Origin of the sequence: Neptuniibacter sp. CAU 1671 (assembly GCF_029222905.1) — a bacterium.
In the GTDB taxonomy this organism is placed as follows: Bacteria; Pseudomonadota; Gammaproteobacteria; order Pseudomonadales; family Balneatricaceae; genus Neptuniibacter.
Genome location: NZ_JARHUE010000004.1, coordinates 349321 through 372599 on the forward strand (window position 1 = coordinate 349321; position 23279 = coordinate 372599).

Genomic DNA, 23279 nt, shown 5'->3' on the forward strand with positions numbered 1-23279 from the left:
CAGATGTCTATCCAGTTTAGACCCTGACTAAAAAGCAGCCAAGTCATATCTAAGAGATAAGGTTATCCAGTTACCCGACACCTACCACAACAGACAAATTAATCAACTAGTCCCACTTTGATTACTAGAGCAAATGATCGTTACTTCCGGCTGAGCGCACCCAATATCCCGCGTATCAGTTGTTTGCCAACAGCGCTACCCAGTTGACGTGCCATTGACTTCAGGAACGCTTCGACAGGCGTTTGTCTGGCAGAGCTTCTCGAAGCTGCGCCCCGGTTTTTCGTGCTGGTTGTCTGGATCTCTTCATCGGCTTTGCGTCTGTTTTCAGACCTTTCCAGCAACACTTCGTATGCAGACCTTCTATCAATCATCTCACTATATTTTGCCGCCAACGGACAGGATGCTCTGTACATGCGCAGAAAATCTGCGTCAGCCGGACCCAGTTTTGAAGAGGGTGGACGAATCAATGTTTTCTGGACAATACTTGGGCGCCCTTTCTTCTCCAGCGTTGAAACCAAAGCCTCCCCCACACCAAGGTCAGTAATAGCATCCTCAACCTTGAAGTCAGGATTTTCGCGATACGTCTGTGCAGCAAGTTTGATCATCTTTCTCTGTTTTGCTGTAAATGAACGTAAAGCATGCTGAATCCTGTTCCCTAACTGGCTTAAGATCGCATCGGGAATATCAGCCGGATTCTGTGTAATAAAATAAATCCCCACAGCTTTCGAACGTATCAGGCGAACGACCTGTTCAATTTTTTGCACCAGTGACTTAGGTGCATTTTCGAATAACAAATGGGCTTCATCGAAGAAAAAAACAAATTTAGGTTTATCGAGATCACCGGCTTCTGGCAGCTCTTCGAACAGTTCCGACAACAGCCACAACAGAAACGTCGCATACAGGCCTGGGGATTGCATCAGCTCGTCCGCCACCAGAAGGTTGATATAACCTCGACCGTCCTCATTGGTGCGGAGAAAATCATTCAATTCAAGCGCGGTTTCGCCAAAGAACTTCTCACCACCTTCGTTTTCAAGCTGCAAAAGCCTGCGCTGGATGGCACCAATACTGGCCTTGCTGACATTGCCGTAGTCACTGGTCAGTTCACTCGTGTTCTCAGCCATGAACACCAAAAGCTTTTGCAAATCTTTAAGGTCCAGAAGCAGCAAACCCTCTTCATCTGCGACCCTGAATGCAATATTGAGCACACCTTCCTGGGTATCATTCAGATCCAGAATACGTGCAAGTAATAGAGGGCCAATCTCCGAAATTGTGGTCCGCAACGGATTGCCCTGCTTGCCAAACAGATCCCAGAAGACAACCGGAAAAGCCTGCTTTTTGTACTCTTTCGAAAAACCGATATCCAACGCACGCTGAACCAAAAAGTCCTGCATATCTGAAGGTTGACACAAACCTGAGAGATCACCTTTGACATCAGCCATAAAAACCGGAACACCGGCATTGGAAAATCCTTCGGCTAATCCCTGGAGGGTCACCGTCTTGCCTGTGCCGGTCGCACCGGCAATCAGACCGTGTCGATTTGCATATTCCAAATCCAGATATTCACGTTGTCTCGAGTCGCTGGTACGAGAACCGATATAGACACCCGTCATAAGATCATGCTCCACGGTGGAATGCAGAAATTAGGTTTCTTATATATAACACCTCCTGTCTTGCTTGACAGCTTAGGTGCGGTGCACAACGCTTAATGCGCATCTTTTCTCAACCTCAAAAAGGATCACTAACATGACTAAGCTGGCAGAAATCGAAGGCATTGGCGAAACCTACGCCGGTAAGCTTGAAGCAATCGGAATTAACACTCAGGAACAGCTGCTCAGTGAGGGAAGCACCCCATCTGGCCGCAAAAAAATCACTGATGAAAGTGGTCTCAGTGATAAGCTGGTTCTGAAATGGATCAATCGTGCCGATCTGGCTCGGGTTAAAGGTATTGGCAGCGAATACGCCGATCTTCTTGAAGTGGCCGGTGTAGACACAGTGCCAGAACTTGCCCAACGCAACGCGAAAAATCTTTACGAGAAGCTTGTTGCCGTGAATGATGACAAAAATCTTGTCCGTAAACTCCCCAGTGAAACACAGGTCGAAAACTGGATTGCCGAGGCCAAAGACCTTCCCCGTGCGATTAACTATTGAACAACGCTCTTCAGATAATAAGTGGTAACTCCAGCGCACCGGAGTTGCCATTTATTACCGATATTTTTTGCATCTCCCTTGCCGTTATTGCGCAAGACTAATTCTGGTGATCAGTCTCAGGAAGCAAGCTCTTCCGCGGAATCCAGTCGTTTTAATGAATGTGTGATGACTTGTAACAGTAGGGGCCTGAACAGCAGACTTAGATAAATAATCACCGGTGACACTGTCCAACGAGATCATTCCTGCTCAGACAGCAGGCTTGCAGAGATGATCTGGCGAGGTATATTCAGTATTTTTAAACTCGAGTTCGCCCACGCCTCAGACAAAATCATCTGTAACCGGTCGAATTTTAGACAATACAGATATAAACGGTGATGGTGCCCGTTTTTTCCGGCAACATTGCTCCAACATCGCATTCTCAAAAACAAGGAAATTATTATGCAAGGGTTCAAAACAATCTTCTTGGCTGGCTTTCTGGCAATGCTGCTTGCCGGCTGTTCTGCTGAAGTAGGCAGCCCTGAATGGTGCGCTGAGATGAAAGAAAAACCCAAGGGCGACTGGAGCGCAAATGAAGCTGCCGAATTCACCAAGTCCTGTATTTTTCAGTAAGTGAACTGGCAGGCACTGCGATAACCACGGTGCCTGCCTCAATTCTAGCCTCTGGCCAGGAGTTCACGCAGATCAATAATGGAAGCGTTGGCGCGTGAAATATAATTCGCCATAACCAGTGAGTGGTTGGCAAACAGACCAAAACCTCCGCCATTCAGAATCATTGGGCTCCACACGGTTTCCTGCGTGGCTTCCAGCTCCCGGATGATCTGCTGCAAACTCACGCGGGCATTTTTCTTCTCCAGCACAGCGGCAAAATCATGTTCTATGGCTTTCAGAATATGCAGTAACGCCCAGGCAGAACCCCGCGCCTCATAAAAGACATCATCAATTTCAAGCCAGGGAGTTTTTACCTCCTGAAGCTGAGGGGTACCCGTGGATTGCGCCGCTTCAGGGTCACCGGCCAGGTCGGTATTCAAACGTTTCTGCCCCACACTGGCACTCAGGCGCTGAGAGAGGCTACCCAGCCGGGTCTGGACATCGGCCAGCCAGTTATTGAGATTATCTGCCCTGGCATAGAACTGAGTCTGGCCCTCACTGACACTTGCCAGCCCCTGCTGGTATTTAGACAGCGCCTCCAGTCCTTCTCGGTACTGCGACTCTGAGGAGGGCAACCACCAGCTGTTGTTATCAAAGTGAAGCTGAGGTTCAGCCACAGTCAGCGCCGGGTTTTCAACTGACTGCGACTGGGATCGGCTGAAATCCTTACGCATGGCACGGGCCAAATCCCTTGACTGCACCAGCACCCCAAACTCCCAGTTGCTGATATTATCCAGCCATACCCCCGGCGGAAGACGGTCATTACTGATATAGCCACCGGGTTTATCCAGCAACGTACTGACAAGACGATGCAGGGTATATACAGTTGTATAGCCCGTGGTTGGTGCCAGCCCGGTGGTCGCGGCTTCCTCTTTAGCTGCCTGCACAGGCTCAAAAGCCGGAGGAGTTATGCTCCAGTAAACCCCCAGAGGCACAGAAACAGCAATCACCAGCAGCAACAGTGCCAACAACCCTCGCCCTATTTTACCCGCTGGCATGTTGTCCCAGAGATCCAAAAACCAGTCTATTAACATTGCCATCTATATCGCGTCTCCCTTCTTGGCTCTGTTATCATTCTACTCTGCTGAATGAAGTGCTGGCCACCCGGAAAAACATTGTGATTTAAGTGGTTAATTGCCCGACATAAGTCTAAATTTAACTACTAAGGCATTGGGTGCATCTGCACAATGAATTACAGTTACGCTTCTCAAAGTGATGGACCGCTCAGGAGATAAAGATGCTAACTTCGTTAGCCAAAAGCTCAGTGCAACGCCTGTTGGGTATAGCCCTACTCCTGCTGTCTTTGGCATTAGCCTGGGAGTTATACACTGGCTGGGGAGAGGTGCAGCGCACCAAGCTTGACCAGCTACGACAGCAAACCACCCGCCTGATTGAACACAATCGCGCATACTTCACGGCAGAAACCCTCAAGGTACAACGAAAATTTCCGGTCTGGCTGTTGGACAAAAACAGTCCACGTGCCCAGCTAGCCGATACCGTTTCCAGCCTGACTGATCAGCCTTCATTGGCAGGCCTGATGGTATTGGACTCAGAGGGTTCGCTGCGCTACCAACAGGGTTTAACCCCGCAGCAGCCAATCGACAGTCATTTTCGGCAGGCCATCCAGCTGATGCAAAGCACCAATTCGACCCAGCTTGCGCCTGCGATAAAAGTGGTTAACCGCAAACAGCAAACCGAGGCGGTTTTGCCCCTGCTGATCCCGCTGCTCAATGATGAAGAAAATCTCAAAGGTGTGGTGGTTGAGCTATTACAGATCAGCGGTGATGCCAGTTTTCTGACCGGCATTCCACTGGCGCCTGAAAGCCAGTTGTGGATGATCTCCAACTATGGCGAAGTGGTAATGGCTTACCCCGACACAGCACTGTTAGGTGAGACGCTCAACCCTAACCTGTTGGAGAAAATCAAAGCCAACCACCTGTCAGTCAACGCCTATGATGCGGTTGTACTGCCCCTGGGTGGCATCAAACAGCTTGTCAGCATCAATTACTTCTCTGAATACCAACTCTACACTCTATCCAGTATCCCGGCCTCTGTGTTGCAGGAAAGCTGGATCAACCGGATGAAGCCCATGATTTTCGCTTTTGTTGCGCTACTTGTGATTCTTTTTCTGGCCTACTTGCTGCTTTCAAAAAAACAACAAGACCTGGTCGCCCCTAGCAGCGGCTCCCGCAGCAAGGATTCTCTGTCAGACGCCATTGAGCAGACATCCCATGGGGTTGTCATCACCGACGGTCAGTGGGCGATTCGTTACGCAAACCGACATTTCACCCTTGATGGTCAACAACATGACGCCAAAGCGCTGCGCAATAAGCCACTGACCGATTTTCCGCCCTTCTCCGGACTTTCTACTGAGCGCATGAGCATCAGCGAACAACTGAAGCGCGAAGGGCACTGGAGTGGCGAACGTTTTACTGACCACAACGGCCACTGGTATCACATTTCGATCAGCAATATTGCTGGCAGCAAAGCATCGGAAGTAGGTTATATGTTCCTGCTGCAGGATGTGACGGCACGCAAGAAAACCGAACTGAAACTCAAAGCCCTGGCCCGCAATGAACCGCTGAGTGGTCTGCCCAACAGAAGTTGGGGTGAAGAGCAGTTAACCCGGTGTCTGAATGTTGCAGCGGATAGCAAAAAACCGGTTTATGTCTGCTATCTCGACATCGATAACTGGTGTACCTATAACGACGATCCCTCCCATCATCTGGGTGATGACCTGTTCAAAGAGATCGCCAAACGGCTGCGTTTTTTCACCGATAAAACTGATCATGTCTACCACATGGGTGGCTATGGTTTCATGATCTACCAGACCGGCGAAGACCAGCCGCTGGAGTCTTTTGCAGAGCAACTGCTGGAACAGGTTACTGCTCCGCTAATGCTCGATAATAAACTGATCTCCATTACCGCTAATGCGGGTATCGCCAGTGCACCTCAGGATGGTAGAAATGTCGCAGAGCTGGTGCATGCAGCCACCGTTGCTCTTGCGGAGGCGAAACGCAAAGGACGTAACCGGTTTGTGCAATACTCCGCAGAGCTCGAAAAGCAACGTGAACGCAAGGCCAGAATTGCTGCAGAACTGCCTGCGGCACTAGAGAACAATGAATTCTATCTGGTCTATCAAACCAAGAACTTTATCAAATCCGGTAAGATGATGGGCTTTGAAGCCCTGTTGCGCTGGCACAGCCCTAAACTCGGTGATATCTCTGCACGCGAGTTTATACCCGTAGCTGAAGAGACTGGTCATGTTCACCAACTGGGCGAATTTGCCATTACTCAGGCCACCAGCGCACTGGCAACCTTTCTTGAAGTCAGTAACCGTCCCATGCGCATGGCGGTTAACCTCTCGCTGGCACAGCTGCGACACGAAGGACTGATTGATCACATCAAGGCAACTCTGCTTGAGACTAAACTGAATCCTAAATATCTTGAACTTGAGCTGGGTGAACCCATCCTGTCAGATCACCTGCATGAGCTGCTGCCCAAACTCCGCGAAATCCGTGAATTGGGCATTGCGTTGAGCCTGGATAACTTTGGTACTGGCAACAGCTCGCTCAGTTATCTCAGTAAACTGCCAATCAGCAGCCTGAAAATTGACATGACCTACATTCGGGACATCGTCAACAACCCGCACCACGCCGCTCTGACCCGCTCTATCATCTCGATGGCCCATGCCCTCAAATTGAAAGTTGTGGCAGAAGGGATCGAAGGCCAGCAACAATTGATGCTGCTGCGTGAGTTTGAATGCGACATTGTGCAAGGTTATCTATTCAGCAAACCGCTCACTCAGGAAGATATGGGCGACCTGATCGAGATCGAAAAACTACCGGAAGCGATCCATTTCGACCAAAACGTCGATAAACTCTACTGATCCCCTGGCATTTCACCGGCGAACTTCAGGTTCGCCGGTGAAACAAATGCATATTTTGCTGCGCTGCGTCATAATAAACCTATTCTCTTTCACCTAATATCGCTCCCCATAACGGCATCTGGGCCGAAGAGGCTTTATCAAACATGATCATCAAAGAGAAACCGCCCGTTCACGATCAGCTTGAGTTTTTTATTCGTCAGGCTGAAGCGGCACGCCCGATTCGTACCGCCGTGGTTCATCCGGTCGACGGCAACAGTCTGGTTGGCGCGATTGAAGCCGCTGAACACGGCCTGATTGAGCCCATTCTGATCGGACCCAGCCATAAAATTCAGGCCGTGGCGCAGGAACATAATCTAGATATCAGCCGATACGAACTACTGAACACCGAACACAGCCATGCAGCAGCAGAACTGGCCTGTGATGTGGTTCGCAATGGCGATGCAGAAGCCATCATGAAAGGGCACCTCGGCACCTCCGAACTGCTCAGCGCGGTTGTCCATAAAACCCGCGGCATCCGCACCGAAAGACGCCTGAGTCATGTTTTCGTCTTTGATGTGCCCAACTATCACAAACCCCTGATCATTACCGATGCTGCCATCAACATCGTGCCTGATCTGATGTGCAAGCGGGATATCGTGCAAAATGCTGTCGACTTCTGCCGCTCGCTTGGTGTTGAACTGCCCAAGGTCGCCATTCTGTCCGCGGTTGAGAAAGTGAAACCCAATCTGCAAAGTACATTGGATGCTGCCGCCCTCTGCAAAATGGCCGACCGTGGCCAGATCACCGGCGGACTTCTGGATGGTCCACTGGCTTTCGACAACGCCATCTCTAAAGAAGCCGCCGAAGATAAACACATTGTCTCTGAAGTATCCGGTGAGGCCGATATTCTGCTGGCACCGGATCTGGAAGCTGCCAACATGATCGCCAAACAGCTGATCTACCTGGCAAATGCGAAATCAGCTGGCATTGCTCTGGGAGCCAAAGTGCCGATTATTCTGACCAGCCGCTCAGAAAAAACACTGGGTCGCCTCGCATCATGCGCGCTGGCTTCACATATGGTTCTGGATCAGCACGTCTCTGAATAATGAACGCATCTATCCTCACCGTTAATGCGGGATCTTCCAGCCTGAAGTGCGCAGTTTATGGTACCAACGGAACTGAATTGACCCCGCTTTATCAGATCAAATTAGGTAACCTGCTGGGCGAGGCTCCCCGTGGGGAACTCAAACACCTCACACAGGGCATAAAAGCGCCCTTCAGCACCGACTTTAATCAGGTTGAGCCGTCAGCACGTCATGAAGCTGCGCTGCGCCAGGTTCTGACATGGCTGGAACAACAGACCGATCTGCCACCGTTAATGGCGGTAGGACATCGCATAGTGCATGGCGGTGATCGCTTTACCCGGCCCGTGCGTTTAACCGCTGAGGTTCAGCAGCAACTGGAAAAGTTGATTCCACTGGCGCCGCTGCATCAACCGTTCAACCTCAAACTGGTTGAAGCCTGCACAGCAGTAGCACCACAACTGTTGCAGGTTGCCAGCTTTGACACCATGTTTCACGCCAGCATGCCTGAGCTGGAGCGCATGTACGCACTGCCCAAACACCTGCGCGATGCCGGTATTCAGCGTTACGGGTTTCATGGGTTGTCCTATGCTTTCATTCAACGTCAGCTGGAATCGCTGGGTAGCGGTAATCTGAATACAGTGATCTGCCATTTAGGTGCCGGCGCCAGTATGTGTGCTGTTAAACACGGACGATCCATCGCGTCATCCATGGGGTTTACCGCAGTTGAAGGTTTACCCATGGGCAGTCGCAGCGGACAGATCGACCCCGGGGTACTGCTTTACCTGCAACGTAATTTCAACATGGATGCGGATTCGCTTGAAAACCTGCTCTACAAAGAGAGTGGCTGGCTGGGTATATCAGGTATCAGCAGTGATATGCTGACCCTGCATCAGGCTGAATGCGCTGAAGCGGAGCAGGCAATTGATCTGTTCTGTTATCGTGCTGCACTTGAAATAGGCCGTCTCACCGCCGCCCTCGGCGGACTTGAGCAACTGGTCTTTACCGGCGGTGTGGGTGAAAACGATGCCGATGTCCGCGCGCGTATTATCCACCGCTGTCAGTGGCTGGGTATAGCCCTGAATGAGCAGCAAAACACCGCTTCTGCGGCCATTATCAGCGCAACTAAATCCGCTCTCCCGGTAAGGGTCATTGCCACCAATGAAGAAGCGATGTTGGCGCAATATACGCTGGAGACCTTACAAGCATGAAACGTTCTTATGGTTCTGCCGTCCTGATGTTGCTGATCACAATCACTTTGACAGCCTGCTCTGACGACACCGATAAGGTCAGCCAGGAAAACAAAGGACATCTGTTGGAAAACCAGCAACAGGCCCTCGAAAAAGCAAAAACGGTTCAGGATACCCTGAACCGTGCTTATGACACCCAGCAGAATCAGCTCAACCAGGCGACAACCAACTGAGACCAGTACTCAGGGCGCCGCGGGCAAGGTAAAGTTGACCAGCTCAGCACCGGCAGAATCGGCCGTCACCACGGTCAGTGATCCGGCATAACTGCCAGCCACCCAGTTTCCAGCAGGGCCGCGATCCAACCAAAGGGTATAGACCCCGGCTTGTGCCTGAAAACGATCGGGTCCACAGACCGCTTCTTCGCAGATTACCGTTGCTGCGCCTCCCGCGGGGACAAAGGGTACAGTTAAGCCAAAATCATCCAGTGTCAGCCCAGTAACCGGCTGGCCATTCTGGCTGACATGCACAAATAACCGGATCGGGCTGTGATTACCACTGTCTGCGGCACCCGTGCCATCAACACTGCATTGCACCGCAGCGGATGCACAGGCTTCAGTATCTACCGCCACACTGAGTTGTAGAGTACTGGCCAGCAATGCCGTGTCGGCGGCCACCATATCCACTGTGGCTTGCAATGAGGCAACATCCGTTGCCACACCATCGACCGTTGCACTCAGTGCATCAACCTTAGCCTCCAGGCCACTCAGATCGCTTGTCAGCGCATCCACTTTGGCGTCCAGCGCCTCCACCTGATCTGAGACAGCTTCTACTGCGTGTTTGATCTCAGTAAAGGGTCTTGGCGGATCATTTGCTGTCACCGGACCCGATAACATAAACAGTGTGGCAGATAATAAAATCGGTTTTTGAACCAACATGGTTTCCCTCCTTGTTGTGGTCTGAAACCGTCGCGCCCTCTATGGGAACAACTGATGAGCACGACAGTCTCAAAGTGTCAGACTCACAGGGCAATACTCCGGCCCTTGGTCGGCAGGCAGTGTAGTTTAGGGTTACTATGAAAACCTTCAGACAAATTCTTAAATTATGATTTGAAAGATGAGATCGAAACACAGACCGAAGCAGTCCGCTTGCCCCTTATGCCAGCGCAGTACGGCTCTGACTTTCCATCATCTGATTCCCAGAAAACTGCACCGACGGAATTTTTTTGCCAAGCATTTCAATCGGGAACAGCTTAATCAGGGCATTTTTATCTGCCGTACCTGCCACAACGCTGTGCATCGTTTTTACGATGAAATGACGCTGGGTAAAAAGCTGAACAGCCTTGAAGCTTTGCTGGCAGATCCTTTACTGTCCCAGCACTTTGCCTGGGTGGGAAAACAACGCGTTCACTCGGATCATTAACTTCTCATCACCGTATCTCCTGCCAAAACCGACAAGGGTGATCTGCTCTATTTTCAGCCTCGTATCTCCCTCAATAGGGCGAAACAGGCATAACCATGTTGGACAATACTTTTCCTCCGCTGAATGAGACCATTTCAACATCAGACCTCCAGCCACTGACGGCACTCTCACTTTACGGACAGGATGTTCAGCGATTTCCTTTACTGGGCGAAAAAAAAGAAGCCGCGCTGGGGCGTCAGATTAATGCGGTGATGTCACAGCTTATCGAGTGTTTATTGGGTACCGAATCGGGACTGGATCAGCTTGAACACCTCATCAGTGATTTTCTCTGCAACCAGTTGTGTGCAGATGGAGCACCGGCAAAACGCTGGGATCTGGCAGAACCTCCCCAGTCGGTTGAAAATCAGGTCATCACTCTGATCGATACACTCAAAGTCATTGACCATCTGGATGGGTTAGCAGAAGACCATTCAATTGAACTACGCAACACACTGATTGAACTGACCCTTAAACTCAACCTGAGTCGCCAGGCGTTAATTGATATTGCGCAGGCGGAATCGAAACGGCATTCAAACCTGATACCCCTCTATTCCCGTCTGATGCAACGTTACTCTCAACTAAGAGCTCAGCTGATCAATAGCAATCTTCGTCTGGTGTTCAGGGTTGCAGCCAAATACCGGGAGCTTGGCATTGGTTTTGAGGATCTTTTACAGGATGGCAATCTGGGTCTTATCAAAGCCGCTGACCGTTTCAATTTTGCCAAAGGTTACCGTTTTTCAACCTATGCGCACTGGTGCATCAACACAGCGGTAAAGAATGCCCTGCAAAAACGCTATCACCTGATTGCCCGCCCCGCCCATTTGCAATCGAAGCTGTCCATGATCCGCAACTGTGAACAGAAGTTTCAGCATCAACACAGCCGATTACCGTCAATTGAAGAGATTCATACTGATACAGGAATCCCGATCAATACCCTGGAAGCGATTCAGTCTTTCCCGGAAACGCCGATCTCACTTTCGCTACCGGTGCATGACAGTGAATCCCTCACTCTCGATATGTCATTGCATGACCCCGAGGCCCGTGCAGATAGCCAACTCAACAATGATCGACAGAAACGTCTGCTTGAGCTGCTGATTAAAATTCTGACTGATCGCGAAGCTAAGGTACTGAAAATGCGTTTTGGCATCGATTGCCATACAGAACACACCCTGCAGGAGATCGCCAACCAACTGAACATCAGTACGGAAAGGGTACGTCAACTGCAACACTCAGCCCTGACCAAACTTCAGGATCAGCTCAAAATCCAACCACCATCTCACGGGGCGCCTCATGAATCCTAAGTCCTTAAAGCAAAAAGCACGTTGCAAACAGATTCTCAAAGTGACCGTGCAGGCTCAGAGTTGTGGCCCGATGGTTTTAGAAATTTCATATCTGCAACAAAGCAAAACCCGGATGAGCCTGCTGCGTGACTCCGCCAACAGAGTTCAGCATTTTGCCAATCTCGGGCAGATCTATCAGCTCTGCAGAAAGGTAGGTATCCACCAGGCAGAACTGTGTCAAACGATAGCCCATGCCGAAGCCATGGCATGTACCGATAATTCGAGCTTAAAAACCTGCATACCGCTGCAATTTTAAACCACTAAAAATAATCTCAATTCGCTGCTGCTTAAAATCTGAAAACCAATCGATTACGTACTGGTTTTACATCTCAATGGATATACAAACTAGACAAGGATTCGAGCATGAAAACGATGAAACGCACCACCGGATCAGTATTGGGAATCAGTTTTTTGGGAGCGGCACTCATGATGGCGGTGGGCTGTCAGCAGATGACCAAGTCTGAAACGGTTCAAATCAAAGGTGATGGTGACCTAGCTGTTCCTGCAGGCTACCAAAGCTGGGCAAAATTTGTTCCGACTGTAGATAAAGCCAAGGCTGGTCAAATCCGCGAAATCTATATCAACGATGTCGGCATGGGTGCTAATCAGGGAGATCCGTTCCCGTTTGGTACAACCACCGTGATGGAGATCTACGCCGCACAGAAAACTGCCGAGGGTGATCTGGTTAAGGATGCTGATGGACGTCTGGTGAAAGCCAATCTTGCCAAGATTTTTGTGATGTCTAAAGGCGAAGGCTGGGGAGCAATGTTACCGGAAGGAATAGTGAAAACAGGTGACTGGTTATACAGCGCTTACCAGGCTGATGCCAGCACCCCTGCAACGCAGGACTTCAGCGGTTGCCGTGGTTGTCATGCCCCGCTGGAACTCGATGACTACATCGCCCGCTACGACGAGCACTTCTACAACAAATAAGAGCAAGACTGCTGCCGTACCTCAGCTCGCTGCCACACGCTGGGTACGGCATCAAACCATTCCAGTCACTTATCGGGTGCATAAAAGCCAACATTCACATTGATTTAGAACCCGATCACACCTGTCAATACAATCCATTACGAGCATACATCTGCATCTTAATAGTTTGACTATTTAGACACTCTGGTGCCTTTTTTCTTGGCTGATGATGTCTTCTTTTTCTTACTGCTTGCGGCTTTACCAGAGGCTTTGACTTTTTTAGGACCTTTATAAAATCCCGCCAGCTCTTTGATCCACTTCCGCTGGAAACGGGTTTTAAGGTAGCGCTCGATTGACGACATCAAATTCCATTCCGCTGGTTCTATCAATGAGATCGCCTGGCCTGTCTTACCAGCGCGGCCCGTGCGGCCAACCCTGTGCAGATACACATCGCCTTTTTTCGGCATCTCAAGATTGATCACCAGATCAATGCCTTCTACATCCAGCCCACGTGAAGCCAGATCCGTTGTTACCAGCACTTTTGTTGTGCCTTTACGAAAACCTTCGATGGTCGCAAAACGTCCTTTCTGCTGGACATCACCATGCAGCAGTGCAGCTTTGAATTTATGATAGCGCAACAAGCCATCCAGCCTTTTCGCCTGGGTCTTGCTATTACTGAAGACAACCGCTTTTTCATAACTTTCGTTTTGCAACAACCAACAGAGCTGTTTATCTTTGTGGGCCGGATCGTCTGAGAGCAGAATAAATTGCTCTATGCCTTCGGCTATAGCACGGCTTTGACCGACTCTGATCCATTGCGGATCGATCAGAATATCCGCTGCTAATGAGCGAACCGTAGTGGGCAGTGTTGCAGAGATCAAAAGTGTCTGACGAATCGCTGGCGCTGCCGCAATTATCTGTTCCAGCCCTTCTTTAAAGCCGGTTTCGAGCATACGATCGGCTTCATCCAGCACTAATAAGTCTAAACTGTCGAGTTCCAGCGAGCCGTTCTCAAGATGAGGCACTAAACGGCCCGGGGTGGCAATCACCAGATCGACCTGTGCCAGCTGTTTTTCCTGAACCTTAAAGTCCTCACCTCCCACGATCGAAACGGCATTCAATCCCAGTCCTTCGGATAATCTGGCGAACTGAGTCTGAATCTGATCCGCCAACTCGCGTACCGGGACTAATATCAGCGCACGAGGCTGCCTGACAGGCGATTTTGTCCCCTGCATAGATTGGATGGCAGGAATCAAATACGCCGCTGTTTTACCTGTCCCAGTAGGTGCATGCACCAGTAGGTCCTGGCCTTCTAACAGCAACGGAATGGCTTGCTGTTGTACTTCAGTCGCTTCAGTAAAACCTAAGGTATTGAGATTACTCTCAAGCTGAGGGTGCAGTGTAATTTCAGGAAACATAGTTTATCCAGAGAAGTGATGAGCAGATCGCTGAGTACAGCCGACAAACATAAGATTATCCGCGCTGTCTCACCGCCTCAAACAGACAGACCCCGGTTGCGACCGATACATTCAGGCTGCTGACTTCGCCAGCCATCGGGATCTTGATCAGCTGGTCACAAAACTCACGGGTCAGACGGCGCATACCCTGCCCCTCAGCTCCCATCACCAGCGCCATAGGCCCTTTCAGATTGGCTTGGGTATGTTGTAACTCAGCCTCTCCGGCGGTTCCTGTGATCCAGATACCGCGTTCCTGAAGCATCTTAAGAGTACGGGACAGGTTGGTCACCTGCACATAGGGCACCACTTCCGCTGCGCCGCAGGCCACTTTCGCCACGGTCGTATTCAAAGGAGCAGATTTATCTTTGGGTGCTATCACCGCATGGACACCCGCGGCATCAGCTGTACGCAGGCAGGCGCCCAGATTGTGCGGATCAGTCACGCCATCCAGCACCAGAAGAAAGGGTTCTGCTTGCAAGCCATCCAACAACTGAATCAAGTCACTCTCGGACTGCGCCCGCATCGGTTCACAGACCGCAATCGCGCCCTGATGCACCTGGTTCTCAGCCAGTTTTTCCAGTTCTGGTTTGCTCACCCACTGAACCCGAATATGTTCGGCTTTTGCCAGGGTTTCTAAATCCTGTATTTTCTGATCCCGCCGCCCCTGCAGCAGCAATACTTTCTGTACCCGCCTAGCATCACGTTTAAGGGCTGTTTTGACAGCGTGTATACCAAACAGATACTCATATTGCATGCGATCCCCCAAATGACGATTGCAGGAGAAGCGCCCTGCACGATTGATCTGACACGCGGATTATCCCGGAAACCGAGTTAAAAACCCAGCAACGGGGGCCAATTCCCGTGATGAGAGGCCTGAAAACAAAAAACCGCGCCTTAGCGCGGTTTTTTTTAACAACAGATTCGATTACGCCTGTTCCAGACCTGCGAATACCGCATCACGGATATCATTTACACTGCCAACACCCGGTACATACACATAAGAAGGAGCGGAAGCCGCATCGGTTTCTCCCCAACCTTTGTAGTAGCTGATCAGGGGCTCAGTCTGCTCATGGTAGACATTCAGACGATCACGTACAGTCTCTTCCTGGTCATCAACACGCTGCACCAGATCTTCACCGGTCACGTCATCTTTACCTTCCACTTTTGGTGGATTGAAAACGACGTGGTAGGTACGGCCAGAGCTAGGGTGTACACGACGGCCTGACATACGCTTGATGATCTCTTCATCTGCCACGTCAATTTCGACAACCGCATCAATTTTAACGCCTGCATCTTTCAGTGCGTCTGCCTGCGGAATTGTGCGAGGGAAGCCGTCAAACAGGAAACCTGCTTCACAATCCGCTTCTTCGATACGCTCTTTAACCAGACCGATAATGATCTCATCAGATACCAGTTGACCTGCGTCCATAACTTCTTTCGCTTTCAGGCCCAGCGGGGTACCGGCTTTAACTGCAGCACGCAGCATGTCACCCGTAGAAATCTGAGGGATACCATACTTTTCAGTGATGTACTGCGCCTGGGTACCTTTACCTGCGCCTGGTGCGCCGAGAAGGATAATACGCATACCAAAACTCCTAAATAATATTTTGAAAACGGAGAAACCTGTAACCCCTGAGGCTATCACTCTGGGATGAAAAATCTGACTTTACCGGATCACAGGTTCTGAATCGGGTACGAGCCCTGCCGTGGAATGACTGAGCAAAAACTGTTCCGCAATTACATTTAATGGGCGAAAATACCACGGCCGCGCTGACGAACAATTCGACATTAGCACTAACACTACCCAACTAAAGTGCGCACGCTGGGATTACCCGCGCGCTTTGCATGGGCTAAACTACCACAAAAGCCATTTACTTTCATGCAGTTAAATAGGCTTATCCGGTATTTCGAAGACCTGCCGAAATACCGGCCATTGTCACCATCAGGGCCTGCTCCAGGCGTTGGTCCGGCTGATTTCGATCCCGGTGCAACAACTCCGCCTGCAAAAAGTGCAGCGGGTCCAGATAGGGATTACGCACCTCAATGGACTGCCTGATCAGCGGATTGTGTTCCAAAAGCCCACTCTGCTGCTTAATCTGATTAATACAGACCTGCATCTCTCCCAACCGGGCGCGCAAACTCGAGCCAAGCACACTCAGCTCTTTTGAAACCAGGCGCTCATCATAATAAGCCGAGATGTTGCTGTCACTTTTCGCCATGACCATCTCAAGCATATCGATATTGGCCTTAAAAAACGGCCACTGCGTATACATCACCTGCAGCAGACGGCCCTGATTGAGTTTCAAACCCTCAGCCAGCGCTTTGTCGGTGCCCAGCCAGGCTGGCAGCATCAGACGGGTTTGGGTCCAGGCAAAAATCCATGGGATTGCCCGTAAACTTTCTACCCCCCCATCCTGCTTCCGTTTTGCCGGGCGTGACCCCAGTGGCAGTTTGGCAAGCTCCTGTTCGGGCGTTGCAGCCCTGAAATAAGGCACAAACATCGGATCTTCACGCACGATATGACGGTATTCGTGCATACCGATGCCCGCCAGGGTTTCCATCTGTTCGCGCCAGGCTGTTTCGGGGCTTGGCCCCGGCAACAGCGTCGCCTCGAGCACAGCGCCGGTCACCAGTTCAAGGTTGCGCACTGCGATTTCAGGCATACCGTATTTGAAGCGGATCATTTCGCCCTGTTCGGTCAATCTCAGACCATGATCTACCGAGCCGGGTGGCTGCGCCAGAATCGCCGTATGGGTGGGACCACCGCCCCGGCCCACTGTACCCCCACGACCGTGGAACAGTGTTAAGTGGACGCCTTCATCACGACAAAGCTGGGTCAATGCCTCCTGCGCCTTGTACTGACCCCAGGCGGCTGCCAGCTGTCCGGCATCCTTGGACGAGTCAGAGTAACCGATCATCACTTCCTGATGCCCTTCGGTGTACTGCTTATACCAGTCGACCTGAAGCAATGAAGCGATACAATCCCGGGCATTATCCAGATCAGCCAGCGTCTCAAATAACGGCACCACACGCATATTGTGCTGAATGCCCATCTCCCGTAACAGCAGAATAACCGCCAGCACATCCGATGGCTGGCTGGCCATGGAGATCACATAGGAACCCAATGCACTGGCTTCTGCCGCAGCAACAACTTTACAGGTATCGAGGACTTCCTGGACATCGGCAGAGGGGTTCCACTGTTTTGGCAGCAGAGGCCTGCGACTCTGCAGCTCTTTCAGCAGAAAACTTTGCCGACCCTCTTCACTCCAGCCGGTATAAGAACCCAGACCATAAAACTGAGATAACTCATCAAACACCTGAGCATGACGATCTGAATTCTGTCGAATATCAAGCTTAATCAGTGTCAGTCCAAAACAGGCGATACGTCGGATAATGTCTTCCAGCGCCCCTTTGGCAACCAGCTCCATGCCACAACTCTTAAGTGAGCGATGACATAACAATAACGGTTCAAGCAACTCACTCTCATGCTGATAGATATCATCAGACTCGAGTTGTTCACCTTTCAGACGGGACTGCAACCAGTTTTTGGTTGCCGCCAGACGGGATCTGACCTCACCTAAAATCTGTCGATAGGGTTCTGTGCTGTGACCACTGCGTTCGGCGAGTTCCGTAATGGCCGGCTGCATGGAAAGCTCTGCCCGAAGTGCATCGATATCGGAATAATACAGGTCAGCAGCCATCCAGCGTGCGAGCAATAACACCTCTTCAGTGACCTTGGCCGTGACATTCGGATTTCCGTCACGGTCGCCCCCCATCCAGGACGCAAAGCGAACAGGAGAGCAGTCCAGAGGCAGTCCCTCACCGAGTGCTTCAAGCAGCTGTTCATCCAGCCGCCGCAGAAAACGCGGTACTGCCTGCCATAAGGAGTTTTCAATAACCGCGAAGCCCCATTTAGCCTCATCTACCGGTGTTGGGCGCTGTTTACGGATTTCATCGGTGTACCAGATCTGACAAATCAGCTCATCGAGCCGCTGTTGAGCTCCGCTGTCACCCCGGTCAAGATTTTTGAGGCACAGTGCAACATCATCATATTTCTGAATCAGGGTACGGCGGTTCACTTCGGTAGGGTGCGCAGTTAAAACAAGGTCGATCCGCATCTGCCCCAGTGCGCGAGTGATCTGTTCTGGCGGAAACCCTTTTTTGCGCAGTTGTGCAAACAAGCCACACAACGTATCCGGAGCACACAACTCCCCCTCTTCATCACGAATGCGAACCCGGTGATGTTCTTCCGCAATGTTGGCCAGATTCAAGAACTGATTAAACGCTCTGGCTAAGGGTAATACATCGTCTTCACTGAGGGCGTTGAGGGCTTCCAGCAACTCTTCGTGCTCAGCCTGTTCAGCACTGCGCCCGGCTTTTGCAAGCTGACGCACATGCTCAATACGCTCAAGGAAGGCATCACCCAGTTGCGCCCGGATGGTATTACCCAGGCTGCTTCCCAACATTCGCACATCATCACGTAACGCTTCATGCAGATCGGTCATATTCTCTCCCTATGGAAGACACCGCCAGATTTGAAGTGGGATCCGTCAGTCTGAAAGGCTGCAGAAAGGGCAATATCAACTCGATCACCCTGAGGGGCAGCATTGACGTATCAGTTGCATTTGATGCTACAGGAATCTAGCCAGGAAGAACTACTACTTTTTAGTTAGAGGCCCTGCTGTTTGGCCTCACGCCACCAGTGGTCCAGCTCTGCCAGGGAAAAGGATTGCCAGGTCTTGCCCGACGCCTTGACCTGATCTTCTATGTAGTTGAATCGGCGGGTGAATTTTTGGTTGGTTGCCCGGACAGCCATTTCCGGATTAACGCCTAACTTACGCGCCAGATTCACCTGCGCAAAGAGCAGATCACCCATCTCCTCTGCAACCGCCTGTTGATCACCCGATGCGAGAGCTTCACGCACTTCCTGCAACTCTTCTTCTATCTGGTCGAGCACCTGATGTGTCTCGTCCCAGTCAAAACCGACAGTGGACGCCTGTTTTTGCAACTTGCAAGCGCGGTTCAGTGCAGGCAGTCGATTGGGCACTGCGTCCAGTAAATAGGAGTAAGTCTTCGCCGGTTTAAGCTGCTTTTCAAACGCTTTGATTTCATCCCAGCGACGGGCAATGTCGGCTTCATCCGGGGCTACAGAAGGATCACGCCGGGACTCAAGTGTACCCTCCGGAAATACATGAGGGTGTCTGCGCAACAACTTTTCAATCAGATTCCCGACTATCCCGTTGAAATCGAAATGACCGGCCTCTTCTCCCAGGCGAGCGTAAAAGATCACCTGAAATAACAGGTCGCCCAGCTCGTCTTTCACATGAGCCCAATCAGCCTGATCGATCGCATCTGCAACCTCATACGCCTCTTCCAGGGTGTGCGGTACGATGCTGGCAAAGTCCTGCTTCAGATCCCAAGGGCACCCCGTTTCAGGATCACGCAAGCGTGCCATCAGTGTCAGTAGATCATTGAGTGAGAACTGCTTGGAATCCACGGTTTGACTCATACCGAGATACCACTGCGCTGACGATGTACCTCCATCACATTCGGTATCTGATTGATGCGATCCATAATCTTACCGAGCATTTCCAGTCCGGCTATTTCGACAGTCAACGTCAGACGCGCCATGTTTTCACGTTTATCCGACAGGGTATTTGCCGCAATGATGTTCAGATTTTCACTGGCCAGAACCAGCATCACATCCCTCAGCAAGCCCGCACGGTCAAAGGCTTCAATGTAGATATCAACAGGATAGGTCGCTTCGCCCTCTTCACCCCAGTCAACTTCAACAATACGCTCAGGTTCGCGTTCCTGCAGTTGAATCAGGTTACTGCAGTCTTCACGGTGGACAGACACACCCCGGCCCTGTGTGATGTAACCGGAGATCGGATCACCAATGACGGGTTTACAGCAGTTCGCCAGCGTGGTCATCAGATGACCAACACCACGAATACGAATGCCTTCAGGTTTGCGTTCAGGACTGCTCTGTAGCGCAAGATCCAGTTGCTCTTCAACCGGCTCCTGCACCACTTGCCGCTGCGCGGCATTGATAATCTGGGAAAGCCTCAGGTCACCTGCGCCCAGCGCGGCATACATATCCTCGACCGACTTGTAGTTGACCGCTTCACATATCTGCCGCAGATCAACGCCTTCATGGTCAATCGCCAGACGTTTAAACTCTTTCGCTACAATATGCCGCCCGGCATCCGCATTTTGCTCTTTAGCCTGCAGCTTGAACCAGTGCGCAACTTTGGCACGAGCGCGCGAAGTATTCACAAAGCCGAGGTTAGCATTCAACCAGTCCCGCCGCGGTTTTTCTTCATTGCCGGTCAGAATTTCAACCTGATCTCCGGTATGTAAGCGGCGGTTCAATGGCACAATGCGGCCATTTATTTTGGCTCCACGACAGCGATGGCCGATTTCTGTATGTACCCGGTAAGCAAAATCGACGGGGGTTGAGCCACTGGGCATATCAATGACGTGACCATCAGGGGTAAAGACGTACAATCGGTCCTCCACCACGTCGCCACGCAGCATGTCACCAAACGCTTCGCTCTCGCCCAGATCATCATGCCATTCAAGCACCTGCCGCAACCATGCAATCTTGTCTTCATAGGCCGCACTGCCGGACTTAATATCAGTACCCTTATACAGGTGATGGGCACAGACACCCAGCTCAGCCTCTTCATGCATGGTGAAGGTACGAATCTGAATCTCTAACACACGTCCTTCAGGCCCAAAGACCGCGGTGTGTAGTGAGCGATAACCATTCGGCTTAGGCGAGGCAACATAGTCATCAAACTCATGCGGAATATTGCGCCACAACCCATGCACAATACCCAGTACCGCATAGCAGTCACGACTTTCAGGCACAAGAATTCGCACAGCACGGACATCGTATACCTGATTAAAATCGATGTTCTTGCGCTGCATTTTGCGCCAGATACTGTAGATATGTTTTGCGCGGCCATTTACCTCACCGGCTATGCCCGCCTTATCCAATTCGGACTGCAAAAGGCCAACAACCCGATCAATGTAACCCTGTCGATCCAGTCGTTTCTCGTCCAGCAACTGCGCAATATGTTTGTAGTCATTGGGCTTGAGGTACCGGAAGGACAGGTCTTCCAGTTCCCATTTCAGATGGCCTATACCTAGTCGATGCGCCAAAGGCGCATAGATTTCGAAGACTTCACGGGCAACAACGTAGCGTTTTTTACGGGTGCCATCTTTAACACCTCGAATGGCACAAGTACGTTCAGCAATCTTGATCAGTGCCACCCGGACATCATCAATCATGGCGACCAACATCTTACGGATGTTGTCCATCTGCGTGGTATCACTACCTAAAACGCTTTCATCAATGCGGGGATTTTTGCGGCTGCCGATGGCCGCCATTTGCAGAACACCCATAATCAGCTGCACGACGTTTTTGCCGAACAGTTTTCTGACGCGTTCAATGGCGAGTTTTTTCTCACGCACGCTGCGATAGAGAATACCGGCAATAAGGGCTTCCTGATCCTGTTGCAAATCAGCCAGGATCTGAGCCATTTCAAGCCCGGTCCGAAAACTCCCAATGGTGTTCTCAGCCCAGATATCCTCTGCAGCAGGAACACGATCATGGGCATGTTTAGCTACTTCACATGCTTTGCGGACTAACTCAATGTCGTCAATTTGGGTCAGAGATTCGAGATGCTCTAACCACAAATCCAGATCCACAGAGCCATCTTCTCTGACCGGCTGTTCTTCCCGAACCTTTACCACGTATGTAAAACCACCCTTTCTTAACGACAGCGTCAGACTGTATTTTTATTATTTTGTTCCATGCAATGCCTATGCCCTAAATGGTGCCAAACAGGCAATAATCAACCCTTGCATCTCATTTTGCTTATAGAAGTATAAAGTGCCGGCATCATAAGATGCTGCAATAATTTTCAACACCTAAACGACAAAGGGCCTCAACTGAGGCCCTGTGCATTATTTGTCATTAAATACACCGGTCGAAAGATAACGGTCGCCCCGGTCACAAATAATGCAGACAATAACGGCATTTTCGACCTGTTCGGCCAATTTAAGCGCACCAGCGACGGCACCACCGGAAGAGACGCCACAAAATATCCCCTCTTTCTGCGCAAGCAGACGCATGGTGTCCTCTGCATCTTTCTGGGTGATATCCAGGACCTCATCCACACGTGAACGGTCAAAAATTTTCGGTAGGTACTCTTCCGGCCAGCGACGAATCCCTGGAATTTGTGCGCCATCCGCAGGTTGAAGACCAATGATCTGAATATCAGGATTCTGTTCTTTCAGGAAACGGGACGTACCCATTATAGTGCCGGTTGTACCCATTGAGCTCACAAAATGAGTCACTTCACCATCGGTTTGCTCCCAGATTTCCGGGCCGGTGCCCTGATAATGCGCCTCAGGGTTATCCATATTTGAGAACTGATCCAACACAATACCCTTGCCTTCCGCCTGCATCTGCAAAGCAAGGTCACGCGCGCCTTCCATACTGGCTTCTTTCGATACGGTGATCAATTGAGCGCCATAAGCTGTCATCGACGCTTTACGCTCAGCACTGCCATTATCTGGCATGATCAGAATCATCTGGTAACCTTTAATGGCCGCAGCCATCGCCAGTGCAATCCCGGTATTACCAGAGGTAGCTTCGATCAGAGTATCACCGGGTTTGATCTGGCCTCGCACCTCAGCACGCTGAATCATACTCAACGCAGGTCGGTCTTTTACGGAACCGGCAGGGTTGTTTCCTTCCAACTTACACAGAATGACATTGCCACGCCCCTGGCCCAGTCGCTGAAGGCGCACAAGGGGTGTTTTACCAATGTAATCTTCGATTGTCGGAAACTGAGCCCGCATTGCATATCATCCTGAACAAGTAAAAACAAAACGAAATAACAAATTTATTCGTTATAACAAATATGACGAGCGATTCTAGCGAGGGTTCAATGCAAGAACAAGCGAATAGATTGCATGTCCCTTGTTAACGGAAGGCAATAAAAAAGCCCCCTGCACAGCGTGCAGAGGGCTTATTTTATTAGGTGCTTGGCGATGACCTACTCTCACATGGGGAAGCCCCACACTACCATCGGCGATGTTGCGTTTCACGTCTGAGTTCGGGATGGATTCAGGTGGTTCCACAACTCTATGGTCGCCAA

At 50.8% G+C, this 23279-nt stretch carries 20 protein-coding genes and 1 rRNA gene; 9 read left to right on the forward strand and 12 right to left on the reverse strand.

Annotated elements, in window-relative coordinates; genetic code table 11:
• Positions 1-140: 140 nt before the first annotated feature.
• Positions 141-1610 carry a helicase HerA-like domain-containing protein gene (locus tag P2G53_RS09450; RefSeq protein WP_275816548.1) on the reverse strand — a complete coding sequence of 490 codons (1470 nt, stop codon included), beginning with the start codon at positions 1608-1610 and terminating at the stop codon, positions 141-143.
• A 133-nt stretch (positions 1611-1743) separates the two neighbouring features.
• Between P2G53_RS09450 and P2G53_RS09455 the strand changes: the two genes are divergently transcribed.
• A complete protein-coding gene (locus P2G53_RS09455) occupies positions 1744-2148 on the forward strand; it encodes a DUF4332 domain-containing protein (protein ID WP_275816550.1) in 405 nt (134 codons plus the stop codon).
• A gap of 438 nt (positions 2149-2586) precedes the next feature.
• Entirely contained in the window at positions 2587-2757 is a 171-nt protein-coding gene (locus tag P2G53_RS09460; protein ID WP_275816551.1) for a DUF3012 domain-containing protein, read from the forward strand.
• A gap of 44 nt (positions 2758-2801) precedes the next feature.
• Here the strand turns inward: P2G53_RS09460 and P2G53_RS09465 are convergent, their stop codons facing one another.
• On the reverse strand, positions 2802-3836 hold the full coding sequence (locus P2G53_RS09465) for a DUF2333 family protein (RefSeq protein ID WP_275816552.1): 1035 nt from the start codon (positions 3834-3836) through the stop codon (positions 2802-2804).
• Between the two features lie 197 nt (positions 3837-4033).
• Between P2G53_RS09465 and P2G53_RS09470 the strand changes: the two genes are divergently transcribed.
• The 4 genes from P2G53_RS09470 (at position 4034) to P2G53_RS09485 (ending at position 9169) form a co-directional block, all read left to right on the forward strand.
• Entirely contained in the window at positions 4034-6685 is a 2652-nt protein-coding gene (locus tag P2G53_RS09470) for a bifunctional diguanylate cyclase/phosphodiesterase (RefSeq protein WP_275816554.1), read from the forward strand.
• A gap of 143 nt (positions 6686-6828) precedes the next feature.
• The gene (locus P2G53_RS09475; protein ID WP_275816556.1) at positions 6829-7770 is read left to right on the forward strand and encodes a bifunctional enoyl-CoA hydratase/phosphate acetyltransferase; all 942 of its coding nucleotides are present in this window, start codon (positions 6829-6831) and stop codon (positions 7768-7770) included.
• Positions 7770-8957, forward strand: coding sequence for an acetate/propionate family kinase (locus tag P2G53_RS09480; protein ID WP_275816558.1), 1188 nt, complete (start codon positions 7770-7772; stop codon positions 8955-8957). Before P2G53_RS09475 ends, P2G53_RS09480 begins: the two co-directional genes overlap by 1 nt.
• Entirely contained in the window at positions 8954-9169 is a 216-nt protein-coding gene (locus P2G53_RS09485; RefSeq protein WP_275816560.1) for a hypothetical protein, read from the forward strand. The genes P2G53_RS09480 and P2G53_RS09485 overlap by 4 nt, the downstream gene beginning before the upstream one ends.
• A gap of 9 nt (positions 9170-9178) precedes the next feature.
• Here the strand turns inward: P2G53_RS09485 and P2G53_RS09490 are convergent, their stop codons facing one another.
• Complete coding sequence (locus P2G53_RS09490) at positions 9179-9871, reverse strand: hypothetical protein (protein WP_275816562.1); 693 nt, start codon at positions 9869-9871, stop codon at positions 9179-9181.
• Between the two features lie 178 nt (positions 9872-10049).
• Between P2G53_RS09490 and P2G53_RS09495 the strand changes: the two genes are divergently transcribed.
• The gene (locus tag P2G53_RS09495) at positions 10050-10355 is read left to right on the forward strand and encodes a hypothetical protein (protein ID WP_275816564.1); all 306 of its coding nucleotides are present in this window, start codon (positions 10050-10052) and stop codon (positions 10353-10355) included.
• A gap of 95 nt (positions 10356-10450) precedes the next feature.
• Positions 10451-11695, forward strand: coding sequence for an RNA polymerase sigma factor RpoD/SigA (locus P2G53_RS09500; protein WP_275816566.1), 1245 nt, complete (start codon positions 10451-10453; stop codon positions 11693-11695).
• A gap of 85 nt (positions 11696-11780) precedes the next feature.
• Here the strand turns inward: P2G53_RS09500 and P2G53_RS09505 are convergent, their stop codons facing one another.
• The gene (locus P2G53_RS09505; RefSeq protein WP_275816568.1) at positions 11781-11927 is read right to left on the reverse strand and encodes a hypothetical protein; all 147 of its coding nucleotides are present in this window, start codon (positions 11925-11927) and stop codon (positions 11781-11783) included.
• A gap of 170 nt (positions 11928-12097) precedes the next feature.
• On the opposite strand from P2G53_RS09505, the gene P2G53_RS09510 reads away from it, so the two are divergent.
• Positions 12098-12667, forward strand: a complete 570-nt coding sequence (locus P2G53_RS09510) for a cytochrome P460 family protein (RefSeq protein WP_275816570.1) — start codon at positions 12098-12100, stop codon at positions 12665-12667.
• Between the two features lie 170 nt (positions 12668-12837).
• On the opposite strand, the gene P2G53_RS09515 is transcribed toward P2G53_RS09510, so the two are convergent.
• The 8 genes from P2G53_RS09515 to rrf form a co-directional block, all read right to left on the reverse strand.
• Positions 12838-14064 (reverse strand): DEAD/DEAH box helicase, encoded by a 1227-nt coding sequence (locus P2G53_RS09515; protein WP_275816572.1) that lies wholly within the window; start codon positions 14062-14064, stop codon positions 12838-12840.
• Positions 14065-14119: 55 nt separating this feature from the next.
• Positions 14120-14857, reverse strand: coding sequence for a 23S rRNA (guanosine(2251)-2'-O)-methyltransferase RlmB (rlmB, locus tag P2G53_RS09520; RefSeq protein WP_275816574.1), 738 nt, complete (start codon positions 14855-14857; stop codon positions 14120-14122).
• Positions 14858-15028: 171 nt separating this feature from the next.
• Entirely contained in the window at positions 15029-15688 is a 660-nt protein-coding gene (gene adk, locus P2G53_RS09525; protein ID WP_275816577.1) for an adenylate kinase, read from the reverse strand.
• 310 nt (positions 15689-15998) lie between these two features.
• Entirely contained in the window at positions 15999-18608 is a 2610-nt protein-coding gene (gene ppc, locus P2G53_RS09530) for a phosphoenolpyruvate carboxylase (protein WP_275816579.1), read from the reverse strand.
• 164 nt (positions 18609-18772) lie between these two features.
• On the reverse strand, positions 18773-19612 hold the full coding sequence (gene mazG / locus P2G53_RS09535) for a nucleoside triphosphate pyrophosphohydrolase (RefSeq protein ID WP_275816581.1): 840 nt from the start codon (positions 19610-19612) through the stop codon (positions 18773-18775).
• Positions 19609-21867 (reverse strand): GTP diphosphokinase, encoded by a 2259-nt coding sequence (gene relA, locus P2G53_RS09540; protein WP_275816583.1) that lies wholly within the window; start codon positions 21865-21867, stop codon positions 19609-19611. Before relA ends, mazG begins: the two co-directional genes overlap by 4 nt.
• Before the next feature lie 213 nt (positions 21868-22080).
• Positions 22081-22980 carry a cysteine synthase CysM gene (cysM, locus tag P2G53_RS09545; protein ID WP_275816584.1) on the reverse strand — a complete coding sequence of 300 codons (900 nt, stop codon included), beginning with the start codon at positions 22978-22980 and terminating at the stop codon, positions 22081-22083.
• 184 nt (positions 22981-23164) lie between these two features.
• Positions 23165-23279 (reverse strand): 5S ribosomal RNA (gene rrf / locus P2G53_RS09550).

Excerpts from the sequence above, each read along its gene's own strand:
- P2G53_RS09475 (WP_275816556.1), top strand. The coding sequence starts at position 6,829 with ATGATCATCAAAGAGAAACCGCCCGTTCACGATCAGCTTGAGTTTTTT.
- ppc (WP_275816579.1), bottom strand. The coding sequence starts at position 18,608 with ATGACCGATCTGCATGAAGCGTTACGTGATGATGTGCGAATGTTGGGA.
- P2G53_RS09470 (WP_275816554.1), top strand. The coding sequence starts at position 4,034 with ATGCTAACTTCGTTAGCCAAAAGCTCAGTGCAACGCCTGTTGGGTATA.
- P2G53_RS09510 (WP_275816570.1), top strand. The coding sequence starts at position 12,098 with ATGAAAACGATGAAACGCACCACCGGATCAGTATTGGGAATCAGTTTT.
- P2G53_RS09490 (WP_275816562.1), bottom strand. The coding sequence starts at position 9,871 with ATGTTGGTTCAAAAACCGATTTTATTATCTGCCACACTGTTTATGTTA.
- cysM (WP_275816584.1), bottom strand. The coding sequence starts at position 22,980 with ATGCGGGCTCAGTTTCCGACAATCGAAGATTACATTGGTAAAACACCC.
- P2G53_RS09465 (WP_275816552.1), bottom strand. The coding sequence starts at position 3,836 with ATGGCAATGTTAATAGACTGGTTTTTGGATCTCTGGGACAACATGCCA.
- P2G53_RS09505 (WP_275816568.1), bottom strand. The coding sequence starts at position 11,927 with ATGGGCTATCGTTTGACACAGTTCTGCCTGGTGGATACCTACCTTTCT.
- mazG (WP_275816581.1), bottom strand. The coding sequence starts at position 19,612 with ATGAGTCAAACCGTGGATTCCAAGCAGTTCTCACTCAATGATCTACTG.
- P2G53_RS09455 (WP_275816550.1), top strand. The coding sequence starts at position 1,744 with ATGACTAAGCTGGCAGAAATCGAAGGCATTGGCGAAACCTACGCCGGT.
- P2G53_RS09450 (WP_275816548.1), bottom strand. The coding sequence starts at position 1,610 with ATGACGGGTGTCTATATCGGTTCTCGTACCAGCGACTCGAGACAACGT.
- P2G53_RS09480 (WP_275816558.1), top strand. The coding sequence starts at position 7,770 with ATGAACGCATCTATCCTCACCGTTAATGCGGGATCTTCCAGCCTGAAG.
- P2G53_RS09500 (WP_275816566.1), top strand. The coding sequence starts at position 10,451 with ATGTTGGACAATACTTTTCCTCCGCTGAATGAGACCATTTCAACATCA.
- P2G53_RS09515 (WP_275816572.1), bottom strand. The coding sequence starts at position 14,064 with ATGTTTCCTGAAATTACACTGCACCCTCAGCTTGAGAGTAATCTCAAT.
- adk (WP_275816577.1), bottom strand. The coding sequence starts at position 15,688 with ATGCGTATTATCCTTCTCGGCGCACCAGGCGCAGGTAAAGGTACCCAG.
- P2G53_RS09485 (WP_275816560.1), top strand. The coding sequence starts at position 8,954 with ATGAAACGTTCTTATGGTTCTGCCGTCCTGATGTTGCTGATCACAATC.
- P2G53_RS09460 (WP_275816551.1), top strand. The coding sequence starts at position 2,587 with ATGCAAGGGTTCAAAACAATCTTCTTGGCTGGCTTTCTGGCAATGCTG.
- rlmB (WP_275816574.1), bottom strand. The coding sequence starts at position 14,857 with ATGCAATATGAGTATCTGTTTGGTATACACGCTGTCAAAACAGCCCTT.
- P2G53_RS09495 (WP_275816564.1), top strand. The coding sequence starts at position 10,050 with ATGAGATCGAAACACAGACCGAAGCAGTCCGCTTGCCCCTTATGCCAG.